The organism is Sedimentisphaera salicampi (genome assembly GCF_002117005.1).
Lineage (GTDB): Bacteria > Planctomycetota > Phycisphaerae > Sedimentisphaerales > Sedimentisphaeraceae > Sedimentisphaera > Sedimentisphaera salicampi.
Genome location: NZ_CP021023.1, coordinates 128035 through 141190, shown reverse-complemented (window position 1 = coordinate 141190; position 13156 = coordinate 128035). Strand labels below are relative to the sequence as shown.

Below are 13156 nucleotides of genomic sequence, written 5' to 3'. Positions count from 1 at the left end.
TTAGCAGAATTAAAAACCCTTGCCTTTTACCTTGTTTATTATAGCAGTTGAGCTTATCCCCTCAACTAAATCGGCCAGCACAACCTCGCCGCCGTTTTCTTTCACAAAATCGCTGCCGATAACACCCTTTTTCTCCCAGTCTTTGCCTTTCACCAACACATTCGGCCTTACAGCCTTGATAATCTCAAGAGGCGAGTCTGAATCGAAAATGCACACGTAATCAACAAACTCAAGACTGCTCAGAACTGCTGCCCTTGCATTTTCGCTGTTTACTGGTCTGTCTTCGCCCTTCAAACGCTTAACGCTTGCATCGCTGTTTAACCCCAAGACAAGTACATCACCGTGACTTTTGGCAAAACCGAGGAAATTTATGTGGCCTTCGTGGATAATATCAAAACACCCATTAGTAAACACTATCCTTTTACCTTCAGTTCTTAGCCTTTTGGAGAGTTGGCTTATATCTTCCATTTTCACAATCTTGCTTTCGCCGGGCGAGGTGCGTTTTTTTATCTCTTCGATAATCTCTGCCCTGCTCACAGCGGCAACGCCGAATTTCTCCACCTCAAGCCCGCCTGCGATATTCGAGAGATGTACTGCAAGCTCATAACTCCAGCCGGCAGCCAATGCAACAGCAATAGCCGAGAGAACCATATCCCCCGCTCCGGCCACATCATACACGGTTTTGGCTACCGTAGGCACAAGCATTGAGCTTTGAGCTGTTTTGAGGTATGCGCCGTCTTTGTCCATCGTTATAACAACAGCATCAATTTCAAGCTGGCGGCGTATTATTTCGGCGGCCTCATCGGCCGACTCTGCAGAATCAATCTCCACTCCAGAGATAAGACAGGCTTCCTTGCGGTTTGGGGTGATTACATTACTGCCTGCAAATTTTTGATTATCACTGCTAAGCGGGGGATCCACGACCACCATTTTGCCCTCTCTGCGGGCAGACTCTATTATTCTGCGGCATACATTCTCTGTTAGAACGCCTTTACCGTAGTCTTCAAGGCAGACAATATCAGCCTCAGGGAGTTTTGAGCTGAAACAGCTTAGAATAATCTGCTCTTCCTCACTGTTTAGCTGCCGGCAGGATTCTTCATCGATCCTCATAAGCTGCTGGGGATGTTTATGCTGGGCAAGTCCTACCAAGCGATTCTTGCAGGTTGTAGGCCTGCTGAACGATTCTGCAAGACAGGAGATGTCTGCCCCTGAATGCCCGAGTTTGTCTCTCAAGAGCCTTCCGTTTTCGTCGCGGCCGGTAATTCCGATGCATAAGGGCTCTGCGCCCAATTCGCATATATCAGCGGCTACAGAAGCCGCCCCGCCGCATTTATATTCAGTTTTCACAACCTTCAAAACCGGCACAGGGGCCTCGGGGCTTATTCGCATTGCATCGCCGTGGGTATATTTATCGAGCATAAAATCACCCACAACCAAAACCTTCGGGCGGGAAAGGCTTAGAAGCTTCTCATAAACGCTGGTTAGAGTTTTTTTATCTGCTGAGCTCATTTAATAAATCTTCCAGTCTCCCAAAACCATCAATGAATTCCAAAGAAAGATCAAAATAACCTGCCTTCTGCCTGAATTCTTCCCAGCCGGGGGAATCAGCAATCCTGCTCACCTTCATGAAGTCTTTGCGAGTCATCACGATTATATCCGAATTAGCTGAGGCGGAAAGAATAAATTCGAGGTCTTCGGGGGTGTAGATGTGGTGGTCTTTGAAAATCTTTTTGCCTGTTATTTTTATCCCGCTCCTGCTTATGTTCTCCAAAAAGCTCTCCGGGCTCGCAAGGCCGCAGAATACAAAAGCCCGCTTATCCTTCAAAGACTTCAGTTTGGATTTTTGCCCCTCCATCGAGGAGAAGCATACCAGCCTCTGGCGGAGATTTATAATCGGTGCGAAAGAGTTATAAGAGCGGATTCTGCTGCGGATATTTTCAATTTCTTTCTCGCCTGCGGTTTCGCATTTGGTAACAGCGATGCAGTCTGCGCGGGAGATATTCTTTATCGGCTCTCTGAGCATACCTGCCGGCAGAAGCCTTGAATAGCCGAATGGGCAGCCGGCATCAACAGCAGCAATATCCAAATCTCTTGCTAAACGCCTGTGCTGGAAGCCGTCGTCGAGGATGAAGATATCGCAGCCGGACTGCGTTTCTGCCTCACGAGCAGCCTTCGCCCTGTCCGGATTTACGTAAACCTTGGCAGAGGGACACGCAAGCTTTATCTCTTCCGGCTCATCAGCAAAACCGGAATCTGAGGCGTATCCCCTTGTGAGAACGGCGGGCTTATACCCCTTTCCCACCAGCAGACGGCAAAGCTCAATTGTAAGCGGTGTTTTGCCTGTTCCGCCTGCTGTAATGTTTCCAACGCTTATCACAGGATGATTGGCTTTAGATATTTTCAGCAAGCCCTTATCGTATAGCAGATTTCTCAGCCACACAGCGAAACGATAAAAACAAGAGAGAACACCAAGCACGCAAAGCATAAGCAGCCCTGCATGGCTTCTGTCCTCTCCGCTAACAATTTTTCGCCATTTATCTATCACGATGAAAACTTTCTGGGGCAGTGAGTTTATCTACACGCCTTCGATTATCTCATTAAGTATTTCGCTGGGCCGCATAGCCTTTTCGGCGAGTTTATCTTCGGGCTTATAGTATCCGCCTATATCGGAAGAGCTGCCCTGCACTTTTGTAAGGTCCTGAATTATTTGCGGTTCATTCTCACAGAGCCTGCTGAAAACTTCTGCAAAACGCTCCTGCATCTGCGAATCTTCTTTCTGCTTAGAGAGATGCTTCGCCCAATACATAGCAAGGAAATAAGTGCTCGCTCTGTTGTCCGGCTCTCCCGCTTTACGTGAAGGGGTTTTGCCGTTTTCGAGATAGTCGCTTATGGCCTTATTGAGAGCATCTGCAAGTATTGCGGCCTTTTTATTGCCTGTTCTTCCGGCGATCTTCTCAAGCGACGGCACTAAAGCGCAGTATTCGCCGAGCGAATCCCAGCGGAGATGATTTTCCCTGAGGAACTGGGCAACGTGTTTGGGTGCGGAGCCGCCTGCGCCGGTTTCATAGAGTCCGCCGCCGTTCATCAGGGGCACAATCGAGAGCATCCTTGCGCTGGTGCCAAGCTCAAGGATCGGGAAGAGATCAGTGAGGTAATCACGCAATACATTTCCCGTAACGGAGATTGTATCCTCGCCTCTGCGGACGCGCTTGAGAGAATATTTCATAGCCTCTCTGGGCTCCATAATCTCTATAGTGAGCCCTGATGTATCGAATTCGGGCAGATACTTCTTCACCTTTGCAATAATCTCTCTGTCGTGGGCTCTTTCTTCATCAAGCCAGAAAACAGCGGGCACGCCTTCCTCGCGGGCACGGGTTACTGCAAGCTCCACCCAGCTCTTAATCGGGGCATCTTTAGCCTGACACATCCGGAAGATATCCCCCCTGCTAACGCTCTGAGACATCAGCACTTCGCCGGCGTCGCTGAGAACCTGAATCTTGCCGTCTGCCTCGGCTTCGAAAGTTTTATCGTGCGAGCCGTATTCCTCTGCCTTCTTCGCCATAAGGCCAACGTTTGAAACGCTGCCCATCTCGGCGGGGTTGAACTGGCCGTTCTCTTTGCAGTCTTCGATTATCTGCTGATATATGCATGCATAGCTGCGGTCTGGAATGAGGGCGAGAGTATCCTGAAGCTGGTCGTCCTTATTCCACATCTTCCCGCCGTCGCGTACGACATTGGGCATTGAGGCATCAATAATGATATTGTTGGGAACGTGGAGGTTCGTAATGCCTTTTCTCGAATCAACCATCGCAAGGGATGGGTTGTTTTCATAGGCTTTGCGGATATCGCTCTCGATTTCCTGCTTTTCGGCAGGCTCCAAGCCTTCCAGTTTGCTGAACAGATTCTCAAGGCCGTAATTGAGATTAACACTGAGCGAATCAAACGTTTCACTGTGTTTATCGATAACATCTTTAAGGAAAACCTTCACGCAATGGCCGAACATAATCGGATCAGAGACCTTCATCATCGTGGCCTTCAAATGGAGAGACAGCAAAAGCCCCTCTTTCTTCGCAAATTCCATCTTTTCGCTGTAGAAATTTTCCAGCGCGTCTGCGCTCATTACAGCAGAATCCGCTACTTCACCTTCCAGCAGGGGCAGACTGTCTTTGAGGGTTTTGCCTGAGCCGTCTTTGCCGATAAATTCAATCTTAGCGTTGCAGGGTTTATCCAGCGTAACAGACTGCTCGGAGCCGTAGAAATCCCCTTCCTGCATATATGCCACATCAGCCTTGCTGCCTTGCTCAGGCCAAGCCTTAACCATCCCGTGGGGGTGCTTTCTGGCAAACTGCTTGACTGCCTTTGCCGGCCTTCTGTCCGAATTGCCCTCACGCAGTACCGGATTAACCGCAGACCCCAAAACGGCTGCAAATCTCTCAACGAGCTTTCTGTCCTTATCGGTTTTGATCTGGTGCGGGTAGCTTGGGATGTTATATCCTTTTTCCTGAAGCTCCTTTATAGCGTTTTCAAGCTGAGGGATTGATGCGCTTATATTCGGCAGCTTAATTACATTCGCCTCAGGCTGCTTAACCAGCTCGCCGAGGTAGGCCAAATCATCCGTCTGCTTCTGCTCACTGGTGAGGTTGTCGGGAAAATTTGCAATTATCCTGCCGGCAAGCGAGATATCACGAACCTCTATCTCAATTCCCGCGGCACGGCAATACGCCTCCACCACCGGCAATAGAGAATACGATGCCAGCGACGGGGCTTCATCTGATTTTGTCCAGGTTATCCTGTTCATTTATTTATTCCGTTATCCTTATATAAACAATTCAAAGCTGATTATTCAAATACCTTTTCGGCAGCAGAAGATTATTCCACAGGAATAACCTCGCCCACTCCGGGCACCTGCTCCTTGAGCCTTCTTTCAACGCCCATTTTGAGGGTCATCCGGGCTCCCGGGCACCCTCTGCACGCCCCCTGCAGGCGAACTTTAACGTCGTTATTTTCCGTTACCTCTACAAGCTCAATATCGCCGCCGTCTGACTGAAGCATCGGACGAATCTGCTGGATGCAGTCTTGGATTTTATCACTTATCTGTTCGCTCATTGGTTTTCTCCAAAGTTTAAGTATTAAATTTTGAGACGATATTTTACTTATAAATGTTTTATTTACAACTCCGTGGCTGGAAAACGGGGATAAGAATGCTGACATTTGCAGGATTACAGCACCCCCTGCTGCATATAAAAGTAAATTCAGACGTTGAAATGAGGCAGCCGCGCAGGCACACCCGTACGGGTGTGCTTGCCGCACGCCACGAATCTATCCGCTTGTTTTCCGCCTGCGGCGGACAGGCTCTCCGCCTGCGGCGGGTCTTCATGCGTGGCTCGGTTTAAATGCTCCCTGCTTACCAGCTCACTCCCCTGAGAACTGAATATTATCTATCATTGCCGTATCATCGCCCGCCTGCCAGTAGGAATCCTTGCAGTATTTCCATGTGAAGGTATGCATTCCCGGGGCGAATTCGAGGCTGAATGTCTGCCAGCCGGATTCGCCGGAGAATTTCTCCTGCGGCTCGCCGTCAACCACGAATATGAGCCCATCGAATCCCTCCTCGCTCGAAACGAGATAATCAAAGCTGATCCGGCCGAAGAATCTCGTGTCGCGGGTGAGCGTTATCCCTGCACACTGCGAATCGCCAATCGGCTCTGAGCGGATTGCATAGTCTTCTGCGTGCTGGGTGATCTGCCAGCCTGCATCGCCTGAGGCCTGCCAGCCGCTCGGGATCCCGCCATCAGAGAAATCCTCATCGGGAGCGAAAATATCCCTCGCAGGCGCCGTATGCCCCCAGCTCTCGCCGAGAAGCAGCAGGTCGTATATATCGACATGGCCGTCTTTCGAGAAGTCCACCAGATTCGGCTCGCTATCGGGTGCGAAGCCTGCGCTGCCCCAGTGTCTTGCGAGCCATACGAATTCATGCAGCCCCACCTTCGGCGTCTCCTGCCAGCGAAGCATTGGATACCTGCCTGTCTCGCCGTTGAGCGTGGCCATCTTCCAGCTTCCGCCCTCTGAGAAATCCCAGCCGGCGCCGGTAAACGTTTGCTTCTCGCGGAGCTGCGGAGTTTCGAGGCCTGTCCCGCCGTCGCTGGAATCCTGCCCGCTGGTGAGGATATCCCAGAAGCTCGCAGCGATCGAGCCGTCGTTATAGCTGCAAAGCCCGCCGGCAAACTTCTCCGCATCCACCTTGCCGGCAGAAAGGCATCTCTCTATCCCGCCTACATTGCTCCCGCAGAGCCCGCCTGCAAAGCGGTAGCCGGAGATATCCGCAACGCTCTTGCAGCTAACAATCTGCCCTGCATTCGCTCCGGCTATTCCGCCAGCCTCGTCGTAGCAGTCTATAAGCCCGCTCACATAGCAGCTCTGGATTGTGCCTTCATTTCGCCCGCAAACCGCACCGGACTGAGCGCTTCCTGCAACATCTGCCTCAACAAGCCCGAGCCTCAGCACTTCTCCAGCCTCGCCGATGCAGCCGAACATGCCGGCATAGGCGTTCTCGCTATGAATGCTGAGGGCGGTTATAGTATGGCCGGCGCCGTTAAATGAGCCTGTGAATTTTTCACCGTTAAAACGCCAGTCTGCCGGGTCTTCATCCGGCGAGAATATCGGCTCAGAAAAGCTCTGCCCGCTCAAATCCAAATCCTTCATCAAAATGAAGCTTGCCGCAGGCCAGTGTTTGGCCCATTCAAGGTTGGCCGCATTATAAATCTCGTAAGGCTCTTCCGGCGTGCCCTCGCCGAGCAGCGAATACTGCGCCTCTATCGCAAGATCGCTTACTACACTGCTGAAATCACCATCCCAGCCGGTAAATTCCCAGCCCTCGCCCGGGCTAACCTGCGGGGCCTGCGCCGGATTTCCGTATTCTACCGTCTGCTGCGGCTGGCCGGAGGCTATCTCGCCCTTGCCCGCTGCGCTGAATACAACGGTGAACGTTTGCACTTGATACTGGGCGTTGATCGTTAGATCGCTGGTTACGCTTTCGAACGCTTTATCCCAGCCCACAAACTCCCAGCCGGCATCCGCTTCAACAGCGGGAGCATCCGCTCCGCTGCCGTTTGGAACTTCCTGCTCCGCGCTGCCTTCACTGATCACGCCGTGAGAGCCCGCATTGAATACTACGCTGTAGCTCGCCGGCTCATAAATAGCCCCGATAACAAGGTCGCTCATAACCTCGCTGAAATCTCCATCCCAGCCGGCAAAAAGCCAACCCTGATATGGGCTTATCTCGGGGGCTTCTGCCCCGCTTCCATAATCAACAACCTGCTCTGCATCCCCCGCTGAAATCTCGCCATGAGCCCCAGAATTGAACTCAACGAGGAAAGTGTTTATTTCATATTGAGCGGTTACGGTTAAATCACTCGTTATATTATCGAATGCCTCGCTCCAGCCTGCAAAGCTGTATCCCTCATCCGCCTCTACTGCGGGAGCAGCGGCCGAGCCGCCGTGAGAAACGGTCTGCTGAGTATCGCCTGAGGTGATTGTTCCGTTCTCGCCTGCTGCAAATGTTACATTGTAAGATTTGAGCTCATACTGCGCTGTTATCGTGATATCCTCAGTAACGTTATCAAACGACCCGCTCCAGCCCGTAAACTCGTAGCCTTCGCTCGGCGTTATCTCCGGGGCCTCAGCATCGCCTGCATAAGGAACGGTCTGCTCTGCATCGCCTGAAGAAATGCTCCCATTCTCGCCTGAATTGAAGGTAACCGTTAATCTGTGAAGCGCTGTAAGCCTTGGATAATCATCTTCCGGCATAAGCCAGTTGTCATTACTGCCGTTTCGAGTGTGTCCTGCAAAATCCCAGCCTGCATTTAGAAAGGTATAAATATCCTTCATCAGGCTTGTCGGCAAGCCAGCTCCGCCACTACTCAATGTAGTACCGCTTGCTTCTGTATCCCAGAAACAATTAAGTATTGAACCATCATTCCTGTCGCAAAATCCTTTTTCTGCAATTCCAGCAGAAAAACAAGAAATAATTGTTCCTTTATTATATCCGCAAAAACCGCTGCTGCTACTGCCGCTAATATTACATTCTGCTCCACAGTTTATTATTGTACCTAAATTCTGACCGCAAAAACCTCCACTTTCAGAATTTCCAGCAACAACTCCTCTTGAATAGCAATTTGTAATTATTCCTTGATTTCTACCGCAAAGTGCACCAGATTTCGGGCTTGTATTATTAATCTGTACAGACATTAGACCAATATTTTTCACTGAGCCATTATCAGATATAGAACCAAATAAACCAACATAACTACACCCTGCGTTAATAGTTAAGTTTCTAATTGTATATCCATTGCCACATAGAAAACCGGAAAATGTATTTCCATAAAATGATGAAGTTGACCCGCTATTATTTTGGACAACAACAGAATTTGAATAAGTTTTTCCTGTAAAATCAATATCACATTCAAGCTCATAGGCTGCTGCTACGGCTTGATTAATCTTTTCAAATTGTTCTGCTGTGCTTATTTTGTATGGGTCTTCTTCACTGCCGGTGCCGGGCAAATCTATTTGAGGATATAGAGATATCTGCTCACCTTGAGCATTCTCCCAAGCAAGGCGGGGATAATCATTGCCATCATCGATAGTCCATAGCCCGCTTATTCCCCATCCTACAGCACTGTAAGAGGTTTCGCTCTTCATTTCATCAGTGGTAAGCCCTGTACCTCCTGCACTTGTATTAATTCCGCTTGATTCTTTGTCCCAAAAACAGTTTGTAACTATACCGCCTGCATCTCCACAAAAGCCACCAAGGTTTTCATTGCCTGATACAATTCCTGTTGAATAACAACTGGATATTGTGCTACTGGAACCTTTACTCCCGCAGAGACCGCCAATTTTGCTGCCACCTGAAACATCGCTAGTGGCATAGCAGTTCGTAATTATGCCGTAGTTCCTTCCGCAAAGACCGCCGAGAGAATAAGAATCAGCGCCGCCTGAAACAGAACCGGTTGAATAGCAACTGGATATTGTGCTACTGGAACCATTACTCCCGCAGAGACCGCCGAGACAATAAGAATTATCGCCACCTGAAACAGAACCGGTTGAATAGCAACTGGATATTGTGCTACTGGAACCATTACTCCCGCAGAGACCGCCGAGGCAATCTGAATCAGCGCCGCCTGAAACAGAGCCAGTAACATAGCAGTTCTGAATTGTTTCAGCATCATTATATCCACACAGTCCGCCAAGAAATCTTGAATTATCGCCGCCAGTTATTTGGGCATTTTCAATTCCGAGATTTCGAACTTCGCCCTCATCAATTTTGCCGAAAAGGCCGAGATATCGAGGGTAATTTCCCGTAACATCTGAGGCATCAACGATAAGACTTAAAATCTTATATCCAGCCCCGTCGAATGAGCCGGAAAAAGACGTACCGTTGAAATTCGAATCGGTGTAATCAGTATCAGGGGCGATAACTGCCCGTTCGTAGGTTCTGCCGGAGAGGTCGATATCGCCTGTCAGAACGTAATGGGCTGAGAGATCATTGTTCACCGCTTCGAGGTGGTCGGGGGTGGAAATCTGGTATGGGTTGTTTTCCGTGCCGTCGCCTGCGGCGAAACCAAATGCAATGCCTGCTGCGGCAATAGCTGCGAGAAGGGAAACTCTAAGGGTACACATATTTAACTCCGGATAAAAAATATTAAATTTTAATCTTATCCCCAAATAACGCCAGTTACCCTTTCCGGACTGAACTTACCGAATTTGAGGGGAGAATTCAAGGAAAAAATATAATTTCCGCCGATTTTTTTAATTTTTTTGACAGGATTTACAGCCCCGAACCGCTTTGGCTACGGGGCAAGGATTCACAGGATAAATATTTAATAAGGAAAAGGCGGAGAGAATTTTCAGCCGCTAATCTGCGCTGAGATATTTCAGCCACTAAGCAACTCTAAGAGACACTAAGGATTTTTAATGGGAGATTTATCAGCCGCTGATCGGCACTAATTTTTCACTAATGATTTTGCAACGAGCAATCCGCCGCAGGCGGACTTGCAGCTCTGCCACTCGCTACTCAGCCACGAGCCAAAAATCTATCCGCTTGTTCCGCTCCGCCTTCGGCGGACCTCCACGTGCGGCTCTGATTGTCGTTAGTATTACGCAGCGATTTCACGAAACTAATATTTAAACCGAGCCACGCATGTAGGCCCGCCGCAGGCGGGGCGAAATAAGTGGACATCAGATTTCCATCCCATACTGCCCGCCGCAGCTACGAACTGAGCCGGCGCTCGCACAGAATCGCCGCTACAAAAAACCTTTGGGTTCTTGGTGATTAAAAAGAGGCTTTAATCTATGCGAGCTGAAAAATCGGGGTTGATATTGTATTTGCATACTTCTATAATATGGCTATGAAGATTAAGGTGGAAGAGATATACAAACCGGATACGAGCAGCAGCCTCGGCAGGCCTCTGTTTATTTCAACGGTACCGGCAGGTTTTCCCTCGCCGGCATCAGACTACGAGGAATCAAAGCTCGATCTTAATAAGCATTTGATCAAAAACCCCCCTGCCACGTTTTTCGTTAGGGTTTCGGGCAGCTCCATGAAGGATTCAGGCATACACAGCGGCGATCTGCTCATCGTTGACAGGAGCCTTGAGCCCAAGAGCGGGAATGTGGTGGTGGCGTCGCTTGATTCCGAGCTCACAGTTAAGCGGATCAGGATAAGGAAAAACGAGGTAATACTCGAGCCGGACAACGAGGACTACAAACCCCAAGCAATAAGCGAGGAGAGGGATTTCGAGGTATGGGGAGTGGTAACAAGCGTAATACACAAGCTTTAGGCAATCTTTTTGCCATTATAGACTGCAACAATTTCTATGTATCCTGCGAGAGGGTATTCAGGCCGGATATGCGAAGAAGGCCTGTGGTTGTGCTTTCGAATAACGACGGCTGCATCGTAGCGCGTTCAAATGAGGCAAAATCGCTGGGCATAGCGATGGGCACGCCATACTTTAAGGCCAAAAAACTTCTGCGGGATAATAATGCAGGCGTTTTTTCATCAAACTACACGCTGTATGCCGATATGTCTGAGAGGGTGATGGAAATCATTGAGATGTTCTGCCCTGAATGCGAGATTTATTCTATCGACGAGGCGTTTGTGAGCCTTTGCGGGCTGCAAGAAAAGCCGGAGATATGGGCGAGAAGGCTGCGAAAGACAATTCTAAGCTGGACGGGAATCCCTGTTTCTATAGGCATAGCGGAAACAAAGACGCTTGCAAAAATTGCAGGGCGCACCGCAAAGAAATCTGCTGGAGGTGTTTTTATCCTGCCGGAAGATCCTGAAAAGAGAAAGGGAATTCTTGAAGGGGTAAAGATTGATGATATTTGGGGGGTTGGCAGGCGGCTCGGCTTTAAGCTGAAAAATCTGGGGGCGGGAAATGCCCTTGACCTTAGCAGAATGAAACCCGAAACCGCCCGCAGAAGATTCAGTGTTAATATGGAACGCACAGTGCTGGAGCTTGGCGGGGAGCCCTGCTTCTCACTTGAGCTTGCGCCTCCGGCAAAGAAGGCAATAACTGTATCGAGAACATTCGGAAGGCCTGTAAGCAGCCTGAAAGAGCTGAAAGAGGCGGTGAGCTTCTATGCCGTACGGGCTTGCGAGAAGCTCAGAGCTCAAAACAGCCGGGCGGAGATTTTAACCGTTTTCGCAAACACAAACCGTTTCAGCGGAAACGCATATTTCGGGAAGGAGGTTAGGGTTTTGGAAAGCCCAACCCTCCAGACTTCTGAGATAATCAAAGAGGCCGAGAGCTGCGCAGAGAAAATATTCAGGCAAGAAAAGAGGTTCGTAAAGGCAGGGGTAATACTCTCCGGCCTGCTGCCGCTGAACTGCTCTGGCCCGGGGCTCTTCGATGCTTCCGGCAGGAAACAGGAAGAGAAATTAATGAAAACGATAGACAAAATCAACCAGTTCAACGATGCGGGCATCACGTGGGCATCAGCTGGACTTGAAAAGCCCTGGAAAACTGCCGCAAACCGCAGAAGCCCGAGATATACTACCTGCTGGAAAGAGCTTCCAATGGCAAAGGCATAATACATAAAAAAGGGGGCTATCTTAAAATTTCGCCAGTTGGGCAAAATTTTAATTTTATTTTTCCCCGTTTTTTTGTATTTTTCTTTTCTAAAACTATTAAATATTAAATTTTAGATTTACAGGATAATTATGGGCTTATTTTCCAAGACTGTAGGATTTATAAAAGACAGGCTCGAAAAAACCAGAAACAAGATTACCAAATCGCTTTCTGATGTGCTTTCCTTCGGGCGAAAAATTGATGAAGACCTTCTCGACGAACTTGAGGAGGTGCTTATAAGCGATGATCTGGGCTACGAAACCACAATGAAGCTGATTGAAGAGCTCAGGGAGTCTTACAAAAACAAAGAAATCGAAACAAGCGAGCAGATTATACCTTTTCTCAAAGAAAAGATAAAAAACTACTGGCCCCAGCGGGACAGAGAGCTTGCCAAATCAGATTCCGGCCCTACCGTTGTACTGGTGGCAGGCGTGAACGGCTCGGGCAAAACCACAAGCATAGCAAAGCTCGGCTTCAATCTCAGCTCTGCTGGGCACAAGGTTGTAGTTGCAGCGTGCGACACATTCAGAGCGGCGGCTGTGGATCAGCTTTCAATATGGTCTGAGAGAATCGGGGTTGAGATAATCAAACACAAGCAGGGTGCGGATCCTGCGGCTGTGGCATACGATGCCTGCCAGGCGGCAATTGCACGAGATGCGGACTATCTTATCGTTGATACGGCCGGCCGGCTTCATACCCAAAAGCACCTGATGAAGGAGCTCGAAAAGATCAAGGCGGTAACATCCAAGAAGATTCCGGGCTCGCCTCATGAGGTGATCCTCGTTGTTGACGGTACAACCGGCCAGAATGCGATCGCACAGGCAAAAGAATTTACCGGAGCGATTGATGTAACGGGGATTTTTCTCGCCAAGCTTGACGGCAGCGCAAGAGGCGGTATTGTTATAGCGATAAAGGACAAACTGGACATCCCCGTTAAATTTGTAGGGCTTGGGGAAAAACCGGAAGACATAGCAGAATTCGAACCTGAAGAGTTTGTAGAAGCCCTTTTCTCATAATAAATTATGTTGGCT

General features: G+C 49.3%; 8 protein-coding genes. 3 read left to right on the top strand and 5 right to left on the bottom strand.

Annotated elements, in window-relative coordinates; all coding sequences use genetic code 11:
• Positions 1-9: 9 nt before the first annotated feature.
• From rfaE2 to STSP1_RS00510, 5 genes are all read right to left on the bottom strand, one after another.
• Positions 10-1509: a D-glycero-beta-D-manno-heptose 1-phosphate adenylyltransferase gene (gene rfaE2 / locus STSP1_RS00530; RefSeq protein ID WP_085754472.1), complete on the bottom strand. Its 1500-nt coding sequence runs from the start codon at positions 1507-1509 to the stop codon at positions 10-12.
• Complete coding sequence (gene lpxK, locus STSP1_RS00525; protein WP_085754471.1) at positions 1493-2545, bottom strand: tetraacyldisaccharide 4'-kinase; 1053 nt, start codon at positions 2543-2545, stop codon at positions 1493-1495. Before lpxK ends, rfaE2 begins: the two co-directional genes overlap by 17 nt.
• Before the next feature lie 30 nt (positions 2546-2575).
• The gene (locus STSP1_RS00520; protein WP_085754470.1) at positions 2576-4798 is read right to left on the bottom strand and encodes an NADP-dependent isocitrate dehydrogenase; all 2223 of its coding nucleotides are present in this window, start codon (positions 4796-4798) and stop codon (positions 2576-2578) included.
• A 71-nt stretch (positions 4799-4869) separates the two neighbouring features.
• The gene (locus STSP1_RS00515; RefSeq protein ID WP_226997489.1) at positions 4870-5106 is read right to left on the bottom strand and encodes a NifU family protein; all 237 of its coding nucleotides are present in this window, start codon (positions 5104-5106) and stop codon (positions 4870-4872) included.
• A gap of 306 nt (positions 5107-5412) precedes the next feature.
• Positions 5413-9675: an InlB B-repeat-containing protein gene (locus STSP1_RS00510; protein ID WP_085754469.1), complete on the bottom strand. Its 4263-nt coding sequence runs from the start codon at positions 9673-9675 to the stop codon at positions 5413-5415.
• A gap of 722 nt (positions 9676-10397) precedes the next feature.
• Here STSP1_RS00510 and STSP1_RS00505 point away from each other — a divergent pair.
• The 3 genes from STSP1_RS00505 to ftsY all read left to right on the top strand — a co-directional run bounded on the left by STSP1_RS00505 (position 10398) and on the right by ftsY (position 13141).
• A complete protein-coding gene (locus tag STSP1_RS00505) occupies positions 10398-10835 on the top strand; it encodes a LexA family protein (protein ID WP_085754468.1) in 438 nt (145 codons plus the stop codon).
• The gene (locus STSP1_RS00500) at positions 10799-12088 is read left to right on the top strand and encodes a Y-family DNA polymerase (protein ID WP_085754467.1); all 1290 of its coding nucleotides are present in this window, start codon (positions 10799-10801) and stop codon (positions 12086-12088) included. Before STSP1_RS00505 ends, STSP1_RS00500 begins: the two co-directional genes overlap by 37 nt.
• A gap of 129 nt (positions 12089-12217) precedes the next feature.
• On the top strand, positions 12218-13141 hold the full coding sequence (gene ftsY, locus STSP1_RS00495) for a signal recognition particle-docking protein FtsY (protein WP_085754466.1): 924 nt from the start codon (positions 12218-12220) through the stop codon (positions 13139-13141).
• Positions 13142-13156 lie beyond the last annotated feature (15 nt).